Annotated in this window: 18 protein-coding genes; 10 read left to right on the forward strand and 8 right to left on the reverse strand. The window is 68.6% G+C overall.

The annotated features are described in order from the left end of the window. Positions 1 to 69: 69 nt before the first annotated feature. The gene (locus KHB019_RS10375) at positions 70 to 1041 is read right to left on the reverse strand and encodes an acetylxylan esterase (RefSeq protein ID WP_325471675.1); all 972 of its coding nucleotides are present in this window, start codon (positions 1039 to 1041) and stop codon (positions 70 to 72) included. 127 nt (positions 1042 to 1168) lie between these two features. On the opposite strand from KHB019_RS10375, the gene KHB019_RS10380 reads away from it, so the two are divergent. Further along, positions 1169 to 2620, forward strand: a complete 1452-nt coding sequence (locus tag KHB019_RS10380) for a cell division initiation protein (protein ID WP_325471676.1) — start codon at positions 1169 to 1171, stop codon at positions 2618 to 2620. Between the two features lie 19 nt (positions 2621 to 2639). After that, complete coding sequence (locus tag KHB019_RS10385; RefSeq protein ID WP_325471677.1) at positions 2640 to 3461, forward strand: sulfurtransferase; 822 nt, start codon at positions 2640 to 2642, stop codon at positions 3459 to 3461. 6 nt (positions 3462 to 3467) lie between these two features. Here the strand turns inward: KHB019_RS10385 and KHB019_RS10390 are convergent, their stop codons facing one another. Next, positions 3468 to 4379: a hypothetical protein gene (locus tag KHB019_RS10390; protein ID WP_230102421.1), complete on the reverse strand. Its 912-nt coding sequence runs from the start codon at positions 4377 to 4379 to the stop codon at positions 3468 to 3470. A gap of 330 nt (positions 4380 to 4709) precedes the next feature. Here KHB019_RS10390 and KHB019_RS10395 point away from each other — a divergent pair, with 330 nt between their 5' ends. Next, the gene (locus KHB019_RS10395) at positions 4710 to 5384 is read left to right on the forward strand and encodes an acyl-CoA synthetase (protein ID WP_230102427.1); all 675 of its coding nucleotides are present in this window, start codon (positions 4710 to 4712) and stop codon (positions 5382 to 5384) included. After that, positions 5381 to 5791 carry a hypothetical protein gene (locus KHB019_RS10400; RefSeq protein WP_230102428.1) on the forward strand — a complete coding sequence of 137 codons (411 nt, stop codon included), beginning with the start codon at positions 5381 to 5383 and terminating at the stop codon, positions 5789 to 5791. The genes KHB019_RS10395 and KHB019_RS10400 overlap by 4 nt, the downstream gene beginning before the upstream one ends. Here the strand turns inward: KHB019_RS10400 and KHB019_RS10405 are convergent. Genes KHB019_RS10405 through KHB019_RS10415 form a run of 3 tightly spaced genes read right to left on the reverse strand, consistent with a single transcriptional unit; the run spans position 5674 to position 8676 of the window. Further along, positions 5674 to 6768 (reverse strand): DMT family transporter, encoded by a 1095-nt coding sequence (locus KHB019_RS10405; RefSeq protein WP_337458900.1) that lies wholly within the window; start codon positions 6766 to 6768, stop codon positions 5674 to 5676. The two genes, KHB019_RS10400 and KHB019_RS10405, sit on opposite strands and share 118 nt — an antisense overlap. A gap of 41 nt (positions 6769 to 6809) precedes the next feature. Then, positions 6810 to 8192: an adenylosuccinate lyase gene (gene purB, locus KHB019_RS10410; RefSeq protein ID WP_230102760.1), complete on the reverse strand. Its 1383-nt coding sequence runs from the start codon at positions 8190 to 8192 to the stop codon at positions 6810 to 6812. A gap of 22 nt (positions 8193 to 8214) precedes the next feature. Beyond that, complete coding sequence (locus KHB019_RS10415; protein WP_230102761.1) at positions 8215 to 8676, reverse strand: low molecular weight protein-tyrosine-phosphatase; 462 nt, start codon at positions 8674 to 8676, stop codon at positions 8215 to 8217. Between the two features lie 215 nt (positions 8677 to 8891). Between KHB019_RS10415 and KHB019_RS10420 the strand changes: the two genes are divergently transcribed. Together KHB019_RS10420 and KHB019_RS10425 are read left to right on the forward strand one after the other, a co-directional pair. After that, positions 8892 to 9155, forward strand: coding sequence for a hypothetical protein (locus KHB019_RS10420; RefSeq protein WP_230102430.1), 264 nt, complete (start codon positions 8892 to 8894; stop codon positions 9153 to 9155). Next, a complete protein-coding gene (locus KHB019_RS10425) occupies positions 9152 to 10456 on the forward strand; it encodes a hypothetical protein (protein WP_337458901.1) in 1305 nt (434 codons plus the stop codon). The genes KHB019_RS10420 and KHB019_RS10425 overlap by 4 nt, the downstream gene beginning before the upstream one ends. A 21-nt stretch (positions 10457 to 10477) precedes the next feature. Here KHB019_RS10425 and KHB019_RS10430 read toward each other — a convergent pair whose 3' ends face one another. From KHB019_RS10430 to KHB019_RS10440, 3 genes are read right to left on the reverse strand one after another with little or no spacing between them, the layout of a single operon-like run. Further along, positions 10478 to 10879, reverse strand: a complete 402-nt coding sequence (locus tag KHB019_RS10430; RefSeq protein ID WP_230102432.1) for a phage holin family protein — start codon at positions 10877 to 10879, stop codon at positions 10478 to 10480. 59 nt (positions 10880 to 10938) lie between these two features. Next, positions 10939 to 11301 (reverse strand): type II toxin-antitoxin system death-on-curing family toxin, encoded by a 363-nt coding sequence (locus KHB019_RS10435; protein WP_230102433.1) that lies wholly within the window; start codon positions 11299 to 11301, stop codon positions 10939 to 10941. After that, positions 11298 to 11504, reverse strand: coding sequence for a ribbon-helix-helix protein, CopG family (locus tag KHB019_RS10440; RefSeq protein ID WP_230102434.1), 207 nt, complete (start codon positions 11502 to 11504; stop codon positions 11298 to 11300). The genes KHB019_RS10435 and KHB019_RS10440 overlap by 4 nt, the downstream gene beginning before the upstream one ends. Before the next feature lie 62 nt (positions 11505 to 11566). Between KHB019_RS10440 and KHB019_RS10445 the strand changes: the two genes are divergently transcribed. From KHB019_RS10445 to KHB019_RS10460, 4 genes are all read left to right on the forward strand, one after another. Then, a complete protein-coding gene (locus KHB019_RS10445; RefSeq protein ID WP_230102435.1) occupies positions 11567 to 12637 on the forward strand; it encodes a histidinol-phosphate transaminase in 1071 nt (356 codons plus the stop codon). A gap of 84 nt (positions 12638 to 12721) precedes the next feature. Beyond that, entirely contained in the window at positions 12722 to 13849 is a 1128-nt protein-coding gene (locus KHB019_RS10450) for a thiamine pyrophosphate-dependent dehydrogenase E1 component subunit alpha (RefSeq protein WP_337458902.1), read from the forward strand. Continuing rightward, the gene (locus KHB019_RS10455; protein ID WP_337458903.1) at positions 13846 to 14826 is read left to right on the forward strand and encodes an alpha-ketoacid dehydrogenase subunit beta; all 981 of its coding nucleotides are present in this window, start codon (positions 13846 to 13848) and stop codon (positions 14824 to 14826) included. Before KHB019_RS10450 ends, KHB019_RS10455 begins: the two co-directional genes overlap by 4 nt. A 28-nt stretch (positions 14827 to 14854) precedes the next feature. Next, positions 14855 to 16189: a dihydrolipoamide acetyltransferase family protein gene (locus KHB019_RS10460; protein ID WP_337458904.1), complete on the forward strand. Its 1335-nt coding sequence runs from the start codon at positions 14855 to 14857 to the stop codon at positions 16187 to 16189. Positions 16190 to 16197 lie beyond the last annotated feature (8 nt).

Here is a 16197-nt window from a genome sequence, read left to right on the forward strand (position 1 = left end):
GCAATGAGCGCATCTCAGCCGCAGATGCGGTCATTTGCGCTCTTTGAAGCGACCTCAGCCGCGGCGGTCTCAGCCGGCGAGCCGCTCCGCGAGGAACGAGGCCTGCTTCTGCCACTGCATGCCCAGCCCGCCCTCGTGCTCGTTGAAGGCGTACTCGACGATGTCGGCGGTGCCGCCCCAGTGATTCCGCGCGGCGTACACCGTCGACGGCGGGCACACCGGGTCCATCAGTGCGACCGAGAACAGCGCGGGTGCGGTGGCACGACGAGCGAGGTTCACGCCGTCGAAGTACGACAGCGTCTCGAACGTGCGTTCCGCGGCATCCCGATGCACGGCAAGATATCGGACGACCTCGGCGTACGGGTCGCGTTCGGTCAGTCCGACGGACCGCTCGAACTGGCACAGGAACGGCACGTCCGGCATCGCTGCGATGAGCCCGGTTGAGAGGGCAGCGGCGGCGATCGCGATCCCGCCGCCCTGGCTGGTGCCGGTCACGGCCACTCGCGTCTCGTCGACGCGGTCGAGCGAGCGGATCGCGTCGATCGCGAGCACGGCGTCGGTGTAGACGCGACGGTAGTAGTAGTCGTTCGGGTCGTCGATGCCGCGCGTCATGAACCCGGGCACCGCGGGCCCTGAGCCGTGCGGGTCAGGCGTCACGCCGCCGGTTCCCCACCCGCTGCCCTGGCCGCGGGTGTCCATGAAGAAATGTGCATAGCCGGATGCCGCCCACGCCAGCCTCTCGTGCGGCAGGCCCCGACCGCCGCCGTAGCCGTTGTACTCGATGACCGCCGGGACGGCGTCGTCGGCATCCGCCGGCAGCAGCAGCCATCCGCCGACGGGGTCGCCGCCGAACCCGCTGAACGTGACGTCATAGACCTCGACCGACTGCAGCGGCGAGTCGATACGGCGCAGCTGGATGGGAGCGGCGAGCTCGCGGGATTCGGCGAGCGTCTGCTCCCAGAAGTCGTCGAAGTCGGCCGGCTCCGCCACCTCGGGCCGGTAGGTGCGCAGCTGCTCTGCTGGCAGGTCGAAACGCGGCATCGCTGGTTCCTTCAGTCGGGGGACGACGGCAGTTTATCGTCGCGACAGTGTCGGCGCGCACGCGTACTGGTTAGGCTGGGAATTGGGCTCGTCGCCCCTTCTCCCACCGCTCCGAAAGGTGTCCATCGTGACCGAATCCGTCGAGAACACCGCCGAGCACGGAGCCGACTTCTTCGACCAGCTCGCCCAGGGCCCCACCCGTGAGCAGGACTCGTTCACCGTCGGCTTCCGCGGCTACGACCGCGGTGAGGTGGATGCCGCGATCGCCGGCCTTCGCATGCAGGTTCAGCGCGCCGAGTCCGAGGTCGCAGAAGCCCGATCCGGCGTGAGCCGCGAGGTCGAAGCAGTGCGCGCCGAGCTCGAGTCCGCGCGCTCGGAGAGCGAGACGCGCGCCGCCGAGAGCGACGCCAGAATCGCCGAGATCGAGAAGCAGCAGGAGTCGCAGCTGGCCGAGGCTCGTGCGGCTGATGAAGAGCGCATCGCAGCCCTCGAGGCGGACCTCGCCGCCGCTCGCGCGCAGGTCGAGGAGTCGGACCAGCGGATCACCGCACTGTCGAACGAGCTGGTCGACGCCCCGAAGGACGAGGCCGACACCGAGGGCTCCCGCCTGCAGTTCGAGGCTGTGCTCCGGGTCGCCGAGGAGCAGGCATCCGTCCTGATCCAGAACGCCGCCGTGCAGGCCGAGCGTCTGCTCCAGGCCGCGCGCGAAGAGGCAGATGGCCGCCGCGCGGAGCTCGCCGCCGAGGTCGATCGCGTCACCACCCAGGCTCAGCACGACGCCGATCAGGTGCGCTTGCGCATCGATACCGAGTACACCGCTCACCAGGCGGGCATCGAGCGGGAAGCCGCGCACGCGGCCGAGAAGGTGAACCAGGCCGAGCAGGAGGCCGCGACCATCCGCACCGAGGCCGAGAAGGGCGCTGCAGCGCTCCGCTCGATGGTCACCCGCGAGACGACGCAGCAGCGAGCGGATGCCGAGCGCGAGGTGCGCGAGATGAATGCCCGCGTCCTCGAGTTCGAAGAGACACTGACCCGCCGTCAGGACGACGCCCAACAGGAATTCCTGCTCCTGCACAATCAGGCGGTCGCCCACGCCGAGCGCATCACCACCGACGCGAACGAGCAGGTCGCGGCGTCTCTCGAGCACTCCAAGCGCATCTCGGCGAAGGCCGATGACTACGAGAAGCTGATGCGCTCGCAGGCCCAGGCGATCGAAGCCGATGCGCAGGTCCGCGCACGCGAGACCCTCGACCGTGCGCGTCAGAAGGCTCAGAAGATCGTCAGCACCGTCACCGGCCACACCACCGACGTCCTGCGCGACGCCGAGGACCGCACGCGTCAGCTGCGCTGGCAGCAGCAGCAGTTGAACAGCTTCATGGCCGAGGTCCGCGAGCTCATCCGTCCGGAGGGCGTCGCCGCCGCATCCGGCGCCGAAGAGGAGGACGCCGACGACGTCGATGTTCTCGAGGAGGGCGACGAGATCATCGAGCTCGACCCCGAGGTCGCCGAGCCGGCGGAGTCCGACGACGACGCGGATGACGACGAGGACGACGCGGACGAGGGCGGCGACCGCGACTGACGCGTCGTAGCCTGAAGCCATGTCTCAACTGGTGAGCGCGGCAGAGCTTCAGAATCTGATCGACGGCGGGGTGCGCATCCTCGATGTGCGCTGGCGCCTCGATCGCCCTGATGGACGGGCGGATCACCGCGCGGGCCACATCCCCGGCGCCGTGTACGTGGACCTCGAGACCGAGCTTTCACGGCATGGCCGACCGGATGAGGGCCGTCATCCGCTTCCCACCACGCAACAGGTTCAGGATGCCGCTCGCCGATGGGGTGTCGATGACGGCGACGTCGTCATCGCCTATGACGATGCCGGCGGTCTTCCCGCGTCGCGCGCATGGTGGATGCTGCGCCAGGGCGGCGTCGACGTCCGAGTGCTCGACGGCGGCTGGAAAGCCTGGCAGGCTGCGGGTGGCGAGGTCGAGACCGGCGAGGTCACGCCGGAACCAGGCGACGTCGTGCTCGGCGACATCACCGGTGACAGCCTTACGATCGACGAGGCCGCAGCGCTCGCCGCATCCGGCATCCTGCTCGATGTCCGGGCGGCGGAGCGCTTCCGCGGCGAGGTCGAGCCGATGGATCCGATCGCCGGACACATCCCCGGCGCGGTGAACCTGCCGACGACCGTCCACGTCCGCGAAGACGGGACGCTGCGTGATCTCGACGAGCTGCGCACGCGCCTCGTCGAGGCGGGCGTCACCGGCGGCGTAGAGGTCGGTGCGTACTGCGGCTCCGGCATCACCGCGGCGCACACAGCGTTGGTGATGATCGAGGCGGGGATCCGGCCGAAGATCTTCCACGGTTCGTGGAGTCAGTGGTCGAACACTCCGGGCCGCGCCGTCGCCACCGGCGAGTAACTCGGGTCACACCCTGTCGTCGTAGCCCCAGCGGTGCAGCAGCATCCCCGGGCCCCAGTTGCGCCGGACCTGGTGGATTGTCGTCGCACCGTCGAGGTGCTGCTCGGTGACGATCGTGCCATCCGGCGTCTCCTCGATCTCGTCGATCCAGGACGGCAGGGCGTCGGGATGGAACCGGGTCCACAGCAGGAGGTCGCGCGCATTGCGCGCCACTCCGTGCCCGGTCTCACGCATGCCGGGGTAGCCGGACGGGAACTCGAGCTTCCACTCGATCATCGTCGTCTGCGCGGGCCCGAGAGGGCGCTCGAGTTCGAACATCGCGCCGTGCACTTCACCCGTGTGGTGGGAGTGGAGGCCCGAGATGCGGCCTCCGGACACCATGCTGAAGATCGGTGCAGGTACAGGCTGATCGGGGGTGAGATCCAAGTACGGGACGTGCGTGATGGTCCCGGAGGTGCACTGCAGGATCGTGCGGGTGGTGCGCGAGATCACGAACCCGTCCGCACCGACTTCGGTCACGGCGTGGGTGGAGACGTCGCGCCCCGGATCCATCACCGGAGAGCCCAGTGCGGTGAACGTCTCCGCGACGGCCTGCTCCAGACGCGCCTGCTCGAGCGGGTACTGCGGTGTGCCGATCGGGCCGACGCGCTGGCTCGGGCCGATCAGCGAGAGCAGCGTCCCGGCGTCGAGATGGAGCAGCGACTCCAACTGCTCCACGGCGGCGAGCGACTGCGGGCCCTCAGGGCGTCGGTCGCCTGAGCGCCAGTAACTGAGCGTGGCCCCGGAGACGGGGTTCCCGTTCGCGGCGAGGCGTTCGCGCAACCAGCTCAAGGTGACGGCGCGCGCGTCTATGGCCGTGCGCAGCGCGGCGGCGAAGTCGCCGCCGTGACCGCTCGCGGAATAATCCTGCATCTGCATCACAGCCCTCCCCGGGGTATGTGACGAACACGGAAGTAGTGTCGAGCATACGGCCAGAAGGGGCACCTCGGGCCCGAGGTGCCCGGCGATGGTCGCGCGGTCGTATCGCGGTGGCTGGGGGTCAGTACCTGCCGCGGGCCGACCGTACGCGGTGCCTCCCTGCGCGCGACGCGGGGCCCGGATCGAACTGGGGATGATCCGAGCCTCGCGTTTGCGGGGCGAAGGCTCCTGCGATCGTCGGGCCGTCCGGTCGGCCCGCATTATCCAGCGGGGGCGCGGCCCGTTCCGCCCCGCGTAGACTGGAGACACCACTCCGACCGAGGATTCGTCATGTCTGCCCCTGCCCGCACGTTCACCGTGCGCCACCTTCAGTTGCTGCGCGCGCTGTTCGCCGCAGCCTCGGCGCTCATGATCACGTTCTCGCCGGATCACTCCGCCGCGATCGGCTTCTCCGTGTTCGGAGGATTCGTCGCCGCGAGCGGGTTCATCCTCATCGTCGGCGCGTGGGTGGTGGCATCCGCCGGCACCCGCTGGCCGTTCATCCTGCTCGCCGTCATCGATCTCGCAGCGGCCATTGTGAGCGGCATCCCGACCTGGCGCACCGAGGCGGCGTTCTTCGTCGTGGTGATCATCTGGGCGGCGGCATCGGGCCTCGTCGAGCTCATCGCGGGCCTGCGCGCCCGCCGCACCGACCCGGCCGCGCGGGACGCGGTCACGATCGGCGCCCTGGGACTCCTGCTCGCGGTCGTTCTCCTGCTGATCCCCGCGAACTACGCGTTGCAGTACTCGGTCGAGGGCGCGGGCGAGTTGACGCTGACCGGAATCATCCTCGCGGTCGGCATGTTCGGCGGCTACTGCGCGATCGTCGCGGTCTTCCTCGCCATCGCGGGATTCTCGCCGCGTCGCCCCGAGCCGGTGTCGACCGAGGCCGCCGATGTCGCAGGCGCGCCGGCGCGGACCGATTCGACCTCGAGTGACTCGACCCCGACCGGAGGCGCTGCATGAGCGACCAGAAGTCCACCCGGCGTGAGCTGCTGCGCCCGTTGCACCTGCTCGGCATCGCGCTGGCCGCCGGTGTCTTCGCAGCCGTCGTCACTCTCGTCTCGACCGGTGCCTTCACGTCGCGCGTCAACAACGCGATCGCCAGCGGCACCTATCAGGGACTCACGCCCGTCGGTCTCGGGCTGGTCATCGGCGGTGGTGCCTTCATCGTCACGCTGCTGATCCTGTCGATGCTCATCCTGGCCGTCGACCCGCGCGAGTACGAGGACAAGACCCTCGACCGACCGGTTCTCTACGACAAGGACGATGACGGCGAGCCCTCCGGCCCGGCCTCCGCGGCTCCGAAGCCGTCCGCAGCTGAGCCCTCCGCTCCGAAGCCCTCCGACGGCGCCGACCCCGCCGCATCCTGACCTCGCGCGGCTGATCCCTGCTCCGCGCTGTCCTTCGCTGCGGGCGCTGCGGAAACTTCTGCAGCGTCGGCGGATTCCGACAGCGCGACCGCATGCGCCGAGCGCCGACGGGTCAGGCGCAGTTCGCCGACCAGGATGCCGAGCACGACGAGCGCGCCGCCGAGCAGAGCCGTGACGGGCAGCCGTTCACCGGCGAGCCGTCCGATGATCGCCGCCCACACCGGCTCGCCCGTGTAGATGACGGTCGCCCTCGTCGGCGACACGGACTTCTGCGCCCAGTTCATCGTGAGCTGGATCAGGCAGCTCGCTGCGCCCAGACCGACCGCGGCTCCGACCCAGATCCAGGAGAACTCCGGCATCCGTTCGCCGACGATCGGCATCGTCAGAAACCCGAGGATGCCGGCGGTGAGCAGCTGGACGATCGTTATGCGTCCGAGGTCTATGCGGTTCGCGAACAGCCCGATCAGGATGATCTCGCCGGCGATCGGCAGCGTGCTGATGAGCGTCGCGATCTCACCGGCGCCGAGTCGGAGACTGAGGGCGTCAGGGCCGGCGATCAGCAGCAACCCGACGAACGCCAGTGCCGCCCCGGCGAACGCCATCGCCGAAGGCCTCCGGCGGAAGACCGCCCACTGCGCGAACGGCACCATCGGCACGTACAGCGCGGTGAGCAGCGCCGATGTGCTGCTCTCGATCGTCTGGAGCCCGAACGTCTGCAGGCCGTAGCCGAGATGGATCATGACGCCGATAGCGGCTCCGGCCCCGACATCGATCCAGCACATGCCGCGCAGCGCGCGGTGGAAGATCACGACGCTGATGAGCCCGGCGAACACGAACCGAACCCCGACGAAGAACCAGGGCCCCGAGTGCTCCATCGCCCAATGGACGAGGAGGAACGTTCCGCCCCACACCGCCGTGACCGCGATGAGTGCGAGTTCGGGCGGACGCGGGCGCAGCCAGCGCAGACGCGACCGCATGCTCAGATCCTCCCGCCGCATGCCGCTCGTGACGGCCGAGACTACTTCGCGAGGCGCTCGGCGTGACCCGTGTAGGTCGCGGGGGTGAGGGCGAGCAGGCGCTGCTTCGCGGCATCCCCGATCTCGAGGCCTTCGACGAACTCCGCCAGCTCCGCAGCGCCCACGCGGTGACCGCGGGTGAGCTCCTTCAGCAGGGCGTACGGATCGCTGATCGTCGAGCGACCGGCGACGACCTCGGCGCGGATGACGGTCTGGATGGCCTCGCCGAGAACCTCCCAGTTGTGGTCGAGGTCATCGAGCAGAACCTCGCGCGCGAGAGAGATCTCGCCGAGACCGCGGCGCAGGTTGTCGAGCGCGAGCATCGAGTGCCCGAACGCGACACCGATGTTGCGCTGCGTCGTGGAGTCGGTGAGGTCGCGCTGCATGCGCGAGGTGACCAGCGTCTGCGACAGCGAGCCGAGGAGAGCCGCGGACAGCTCGAGGTTCGCCTCGGCGTTCTCGAACCGGATCGGGTTGATCTTGTGCGGCATCGTCGACGAGCCGGTGGCGCCCGCGATCGGGATCTGCGTGAAGTAGCCGATCGAGATGTAGGTCCAGATGTCAGTGGCGAGGTTGTGCAGGATGCCCCCGGCGTGACGCATCCGGTCGTAGAGCTCGACCTGCCAGTCGTGCGACTCGATCTGGGTCGTGAGCACGTTGAAGCCCAGCCCCAGCCCCTCGACGTACTCACGGGCGATCTTCGGCCAGTCGGCCTCCGGGTCGGCCGCGAGGTGCGCCGACCACGTGCCGGTCGCGCCGGAGAACTTCGCCAGGTAGTCGGACGCCGCGATCTGGGCGCGCACGCGCTCCAGACGCCATGCGAACACCGCGAGCTCCTTGCCCATGGTCGAGGGGGTCGCGGGCTGGCCGTGCGTGCGGGAGAGCATCGCGGCATCCGCGTGCTCCACGCCGAGCTCGCGCAGTTTCGCGATCACGGCGTCCAGGGCCGGCAGCCAGACGTTCTCGACGGCGCGCTTGACGGTCAGCGCGTACGAGACCGAGTTGACGTCTTCACTGGTGCACGCGAAGTGGGTGAGCTCGGCGATCGAATCGAGCCCCAGCGCGGACAAGCGGTCGCGCACGAGGTACTCGACGGCTTTCACATCGTGACGCGTGACGGCTTCCTTCTCGGCCAGCCAGTCGATCTCGGCCTGGCCGAAGTCGCGGTAGAGGCCGCGCAGACGCTCCTTGTCGGCTTCCGACAGGGGCGAGGTCTCGAACAGTGACCGGTCGGTGAGCGCGATCAGCCACTCGACCTCGACCTCGACGCGGGCACGGTTCAGCCCCGCCTCGGAGAGGTAGTCGCCGAGCGCCGAGACGGCGGGGCGGTAGCGGCCATCGAGGGGGCTCAGCGGCTGGACGGGGAAGGAAGTCGCAGAAGTCAGGGGAGTCCTCCTGATCGGGCCCTCAGATGCGGGGCGTCGTGCGGGGCATGCGGCTCTGACGCAGAGCGGGTTCGAGCTGCCGGAACAGGCCTCGGGTCGCGGTCTCAATCATAGCCAGCACGGCGTCGAACATCGCGGTGTCCGCGTAGTAGGGGTCGGGGACGTCCAGCCCGTCGGCGTCGCGATCGTAGGCGAGGAGCAGCGTGACCTTGCCCTCCTGATCCTCATCCGGTGCCCACTGCTTCAGGATGCGCTCATGCGTGCGGTCGAGCGCGACGACGAGGTCGTTCTCGAAGAAGGATGCCGCGGTGAACTGCCTGGCGCGATGTCTCGCACCGTCGTACCCGCGACGCTCGAGCGCCTCCAACGTGCGCTCGTCCGCGCGTTCGCCGACGTGCCACTCGCCGGTGCCGGCGCTGCTCGAGATGATCAGCGGGCCCAGTCCCTGATGCTCGGCGAGGTCGCGGAAGACCGCCTCGGCCATCGGTGAACGACAGATGTTCCCCGTGCACACGAAGATGACGCGGAAGGGGTCTGTCGGGGACACGCATCCATTCTGCCGCCCTCGGCCTGTGTCGTACATCCTCGGCTTCTGTTCTGCACATCTCTTGTTCTCCACAGGGCTGAGTGGTCCGAACCTGTGCACGGCTCGTGGATTCGGCGTCAGCACCCTTGCGCGTGCCGGAGGATGCTGGCGGCATGCTGAACTTCATCGTCGCCGAAGCATGGTCCTCGGATGCCCTGTGGTCCTGGTACTCCGCGCAACGCGCCGTCCGCGATGCGATCGCCGAGCTCGAGGACGCCGGGTCGGCCTTGATGCCGCTGATCGAAGCGAGCCAGTGGCACGCCAAGGGTGCGATGGCCTTGCACGCGCTCATCGTCGAGGCGCGAGGGCGGACCGCCGCCGAGATCGGCGAGCTCAGCGGACGGCTCTGGGAGATCGAGAGCATGGCGATCTCATGAGCGACGACCTCGAGGTGACCCACGGCGGCGCGATCGCCGTCGACCCGGACGCGCTCCGTGCGGTGGCGGATGCGCTGACCGCGCTGGCGCCGAGATTCGTGGATGCCGCGTCCGCTGTCCGGCGGGCGCACGGGAGCCTGGTCGCCCTGCCGACGGCATCCATGAGCGTCGACACCGTGGCGCTCTGGGGGAGCGCGGACAGGGCGGAGGCGCTGCACGAGGAGTGCCGGATGGCGGGGGAGAACACGCGGCTCATGGCCGACGTGTACGAACTCGTCGAACGCAGGGCCGAGCTGGATGCGCTGGAGATCCAGGGGAAGGCGGTGCCAGGAGTGCTGTCCGATCGGATCGACGAGCTCGTGGCAGCCGACCCGCGCGTACTCGAGATGGAGAAGTGGCTGATCGCGGGGTGGGAGAACGGGCGATACGAGGGTCTCGACCAGCAGTTCGACCTCGTTCAGCTCCTCGGCGCTCCGGTGGGCACTCCGGCCGGAGGAGGGATCTTCGCGGCCGTTGCGGCACTCGGCGGCGCAGGTCTCGGTCGGCTCGCCCCGAACGCGACGCTGAGCGGGAGCGCCGGGCCCGTCTCGATCACGCCCGTCCGAACGAGCGCGCCGATCGGGCCGCCATCGAGCATCGCAGAAGCACTGAGACGCTTCCCCGAATCGCCAGGAGCGCAACTGAAGGTGGAGAAGTACACGATGTCGGACGGGAGCAGCCGCTTCGTCCTGTACTCGCGGGGAACCCAACCGAGCAGCGTCATCGACCCGACGGAGCCGTTCGACATGCAGTCGAATCTCGACCTGTACACCGGGCAGGAAGCAGCGTCATACGCTGCGACCGTCGAGGCGCTCGACGCGGCCGGCGCGCGGCCGGGGGATGAGCTCCAGATCTATGCCCACTCCCAGGGGGCGATGAACGCTGCGTATCTCGCGTCGGGCAGCGAGTTCGACGTGACGGTTCAGGTGACGGCCGGGAGCCCCCTTCATCCCACGTTGGACGACGATCAACTGCTCATCGCGCTGCGGCACACCGATGACCTCGTGAACGGGCTGGCAGGGGGCGGTCTGCCGGGCGGAACAGGGTCACCCGACAGCATCGTCGCTACGCGGGTCGGTGATCCCGCGTACAGCGTGCACGACTTGTGGTTGCACCCGCACATGATGGAGAGCTACATCGAGACCGCCGAAATGCTCGATGACTCCGGCGACGTCCGGCTCGAGGCCTGGCGAGCCAAGGCCGCCGAACTCACCGATGCGGTGTCCATCGAATCGACCGAGTACGTCGCGAAGCGCGAGTGACGCTCGTCCTTCGGCGACCGCTCAGTCGCGGCGCTGACGCTTCTGCGGGCGCAGGATGGCGCCGAACACGGCGTTGATGATCGAGATGATGATGGCCGCGAGCACGCCCCACCAGAACGACCCGACCGTGAGTCCCCAGCCGAAGCCGGACGTGATCCAGGCGGTCAGCCAGAGCAGGAACCCGTTGATCACGAGCCCGATCAGGCCGAGCGTGAGGATGTACAGCGGGAAGGCGACGATCTTCAGCACCGTGCCGATGATCGTGTTCACCAGGGCGAAGATCGCCGCGATGGCCAACAGCGTCAGCACGAGCTGCAGCGTCTCGCCGGGCGCGAAGGGCTTGACCTGCACCTCGAGGGCGGGGATGAGCGTCACCACCCAGATGGCGAACGCGTTGATGACGACTCTGATGAGGAAGCGCATGGTGGGTTCAGTCTCGCATGATCACGCGCGAACTGTCGCGGAATCTGCGACAGTTCGACTCAGCGGATGTGCGCGCGGAAGGCGTCGGCGATCTCCTCGAGATCGAGGCGGCTCTGAGCGACGGCGAGAACGAGATCGAACGCTTCATCGTTTGTGAATGTGATGTCGAACCCATTGATCCGGATGAACGCGAACGTCAGGTAGAGCGAGAGCCGCTTGTTGCCGTCGAACAGCGGATGGTTCTGGGCAAGGGAGCTGATCAGGGCCGCCGCCTTCAGAGGAATGTCGGGGTAGGCATCGACCCCGAACATGCTCGCCGACGGTCGCGACAAAGCGGAGAACAACAGTCCCTGATCGCGAACTTGCAGTCCGAGTTTCTCGACGACCGCCAGCGCCTGCTCCGGGTCGATGTATTCGATCACGCGTCTTCGAGCCGCTTGATCGTGTCGGCGTACCGCTCGCCGATCTCGTCGACGAGATCGAGTACACGCGATGTCTTGGATTCACTGCTGACGAATCGTTCTGCGGCTTCGATGAGCACGGCGTGCTTGGACGTGTGTCGCGCACGAGCGATCGCCTCGAGTCGGGCATCGAGATCTTCGGGAAGCCGCACGTTCATCGCCATACCAATATGGTACCACCACGGCATCTGCTGCGACAGGGCTGCGCGCTCGTAGACTCGAACTCGTGACCGAGCCGATCCTGCCCCGAATCCGCCCCGAGATCGCCGCGCTCGCGCCGTACCGGCAGGGCAAGCAGGCGGGTCCGGACGCTTTCAAGCTGTCCAGCAACGAGAACCCTTTCGACCCGCTGCCCTCGGTCCTCGAGGCGCTGCAGGGCACGACCCCGATCAACCGGTATCCGGACGCGTCGGCGACCCGTCTGCGCGAACGCCTCGGCGCTCGCTACGGAGTCGGCGTCGACAACGTGCACGTCGCCAGCGGCAGCGTCGCGATCCTGTACCAGCTCGTTCAGGCCGCGGCATCCGTCGGCGACGAGGTCATCTACGCCTGGCGCTCCTTCGAGGCGTACCCGGGTCTCGTGCTCGTCGCCGGCGCGACCGCCGTGCAGGTTCCGCTCGCAGAGGGCGGCCGTCATGACCTCGACGCGATGGCGGATGCCGTCACCGACCGCACGCGCGCCATCATCGTCTGCACCCCGAACAACCCCACAGGCCCGATCGTCACGAGCGCCGAGTTCGCGGCGTTCGTCGACCGCATCCCGTCCGACGTGCTCATCATCCTCGATGAGGCCTACGCCGAATTCGTGACAGCCGCGGATGCCGTCGACGGGCTGGGTGAACGTGTCTTCGAGACGCACCCGAACATCGTCGTGCTGCGTACCTTCTCCAAGGCGTACGGCCTCGCCGGGCTCCGTGTCGGGTACGCGATCGGGCACGTCCAGGTGCTCAATGCAGCCCGCGCGACCGGCATCCCGCTGTCGGTCACCTCTGCCGCCGAGACCGCGGCGATCGCGAGCCTGGATGCCGAGGCCGAACTCCTCGAACGCGTCGCCGTGATCGTCGAACGGCGTACAGCACTCGCCGACGGTCTGCGCAGCCAGGGTTGGGACGTGCCCGACACGCAGTCGAACTTCGTCTGGCTGCCCACCGGTGAGCGCACCGACGAGATCGCGGAGGCCTTCCGCGGCGCTGACATCGTGGTCCGGCCCTTCTCGGGCGACGGCATCCGCATCTCCGTCGGCGAGCAGGAATCGATCGAGAAGGTGCTCCGGGTCGCCGCCGACGTGCACTCCTGAGCCGTCATCCTCCGCATTCCGGGCACTTGCAAGGGTGTCCTAGCTATGCGTGACGGGGCATGCGCAGGCCTATAGCGTGGAACGGTGACCTCGTCAGAGACCCAATTCGTACGCGTCCTGGAGGCGGACGGCCGATACGCGCCGAACGCAGCCGCCGAGCAGTACCTGCCGCTGATCGAGGCGATAAGCGACACGGAGCTCGAGCAGTTCTACCGCGACATGGTCGTCATCCGAGCCATCGACAACCAGGCGACCAACCTGCAGCGGCAGGGGCAGCTCGCCCTCTGGCCGCCGAGTCGGGGTCAGGAAGCGGCTCAGGTCGGATCCGCCAGAGCCGCCCGCGCGCAGGACACGCTGTTCCCGTCCTACCGCGAGCACGCCGTGACCCGCATCCGGGGCGTCGACACGCTCGGCATCATCAAGCTGATGCGCGGCGTCTCGCACGGCGGCTGGGATCCGACGGATCCCGTCAACGGGAACACGCGCCTGTACACGCTCGTGCTCGGTTCGCAGACTCTGCACGCCACCGGATACGCCATGGGCCTCGCCTTCGACGGCCGCTCGGGCACCGGCGACCCCGAGCGCGACGAGGCCGTCATGGTCTACTACGGCGACGGGGCATCCAGCCAGGGCGACGTGCACGAGGCGATGGTCTTCGCCGCGAGTTACCAGGCGCCGACCGTCTTCTTCCTGCAGAACAACCAGTGGGCGATCTCGGTTCCGGTGTCGACGCAGACGCGGGTGCCGTTCGCGCAGCGCAGCAGCGGATACGGCATCCCGAGCGTCCGTGTCGACGGCAACGACGTGCTCGCCAGCTACGCCGTGTCTCGGATCGCGCTCGACGAGGCGCGCGCAGGCAACGGGCCGCGCGCGATCGAAGCCGAGACCTACCGTCTCGGCGCGCACACCACCAGCGATGACCCGACGAAGTACCGCACCAGCGACGAGGAGCAGTCCTGGCAGCAGCGCGACCCGATCGCCCGCATGCGCGCCTTCCTCGAGGGCAAGGGCGCCGCGGGATCGTTCTTCGACGAGGCGGATGCCGAAGGCGCCGCCGCTGCGGACGACCTGCGCACGCGCACCCTCGAACTCGGGCCGCCGCCCGCGTCGAAGATCTTCGATCATGTCTACAGCGAGCCGCATCCGCTGATGGACGAGCAGCGCGCATGGCGCGAGCAGTACGAAGCGTCGTTCGAAGGAGGTCAGGCATGAGTCTCGAGACGCTGCCGTTCGCCAAGGCGCTCAACGCCGGCCTGCGCAAAGCCATGGAGGACGACCCGCGCGTTCTCATGATGGGCGAGGACATCGGCAAGCTCGGCGGCGTGTTCCGCATCACCGAGCACCTGCAGCGCGACTTCGGCGAGAAGCGCGTGCTCGACACTCCGCTCGCGGAGTCGGGCATCGTCGGCACGGCGATCGGACTGGCGATGGCCGGGTTCCGACCGGTGATCGAGATCCAGTTCGACGGATTCGTCTTCCCCGCGTTCGACCAGATCACCACGCAGCTGGCGAAGCTCACCAACCGCCACGAGGGTGCTGTGACGATGCCGATCGTGATCCGCATCCCATACGGCGGGCACATCGGCGCCGTCGAGCACCACCAGGAGAGCCCGGAGGCGTACTTCGCCCACACGCCGGGTCTGCGTGTCGTGTCGCCGTCGACCCCGAACGACGCGTACTGGATGATCCAGGAGGCGATCGCGTCGAACGACCCGGTGATCTTCATGGAGCCGAAGAGCCGGTACTGGCAGAAGGGCGAGGTCGACCTCGAGCAGTCGGCTGTGCCGCTGCACTCGTCGCGCGTCGTGCGCACCGGCACGGACATCACGCTGGTCGGACACGGGGCGATGGTGACGACGCTGCTGCAGGCCGCCGCGATCGCCGAGGGCGAGGGCACGAGCTGCGAGGTGGTCGACGTGCGATCGCTGTCGCCGGTCGACTATGGGCCGATCCTCGACTCGGTGCGCAAGACCGGGCGCATGGTCTACGCGCAGGAGGCGTCCGGCCATGCCAGCGTCGGCAGCGAGATCGCCGCGACGGTGATGGAGCGCGCGTTCTACGCACTCGAGGCGCCGGTGCTGCGGGTGTCGGCCTATGACTCCCCGTTCCCTCCGGCCAAGCTCGAGGGCACGTTCCTGCCGGATGCCGATCGCATCCTCGAAGCCGTCGACCGCTCGATGGCCTACTGAAATTCCGTCCGATCGAAGGGCAACACGTATGAGCACGCAGAACTTCAACCTCCCCGATGTCGGCGAGGGCCTGACCGAAGCCGAGATCGTGGCGTGGAAGGTCGCCCCCGGCGACTCGGTCGCCATCAACGATGTGCTCGTCGAGATCGAGACCGCCAAATCGCTCGTCGAGCTCCCGTCGCCGTACGCGGGGATCGTCGGCGAGCTGCTCGTCGGCGAGGGGACGACGGTCGAGGTGGGGTCGCCCATCATCAGCTTCGTCTCGGATGCCGCGCCCGGAACGACTCCGCCGAACCCCGCGCCGGCAGGCGAGGAGACCGGAGGATCGGTTCTGGTCGGGTACGGCACCGGCGCCGGCGCGACCTCTCGCAGGAGCCGCCCCGCCGTCCGGCCCGTGCGCTCATCGGTCGGCGTGATCGCGAAGCCCCCCATCCGCAAGCTCGCCCGTGACCTGGGCGTCGACCTGTCCGCTGTCACCCCCACCGGCGCGGACGGCGAGGTCACTCGCGACGACGTGGTGGCGCATGCGGCGCAGGCCAGCGTGTTCCGCAACATCGAGACGCCGGAGTGGGGCGATGTCCGCGAGGAGACCGTGCCGGCGTCGATCGCGCCCGTCGGCCTGTCACGCGGCTCGGAGCCCGGTCGGCCCGGGGTCGATGCGGAGCGCACCGAGTCGATCCCCGTCAAGGGCGTTCGCAAGGTCACTGCTGCCGGCATGGTGCGCAGCGCCTACACCGCGCCGCACGTGACGGTGTGGAAGGAAGTCGACGCGACGCGGACCATGGAGCTCGTCAAGCGCCTGAAGTCGTCGCCGGACTACGCCGACATCAAGGTCTCTCCCCTGCTGATCGTGGCCCGCGCCGTGATCTGGGCCATTCGCCGGAACCCGATGGTCAACGCAGCCTGGGTCGAGACCGACGACGGCGCCGAGATCGCAGTCCGGCACTACGTGAACCTGGGCATCGCCGCGGCGACGCCGCGCGGCCTGCTCGTCCCGAACATCAAGGACGCGCAGGAGCTCAGCATGAAGGACCTCGCCCGCGCGCTCAACCGTCTCACCCTCACGGCCCGTGACGGCAAGACGCCGCCGGCCGACCAGCAGGGCGGCACGTTCACGATCACCAACATCGGCGTGTTCGGCATGGATGCCGGAACCCCGATCATCAACCCCGGTGAAGCGGGCATCCTCGCCATGGGAACGATCAGCCAGAAGCCCTGGGTCGTCGACGGCGAGGTCCGCCCTCGGTACGTGACGACCGTCGCCGGCTCGTTCGATCACCGCGTCGTGGACGGCGACGGCATGAGCCGCTTCATCGCGGACGTCGCCGCGATCCTCGAGGAGCCCGCCCTGCTCGTCGACTGAGGGCCCGC

This window comes from Microbacterium sp. KHB019 (genome assembly GCF_037285405.1).
Lineage (GTDB): Bacteria > Actinomycetota > Actinomycetes > Actinomycetales > Microbacteriaceae > Microbacterium.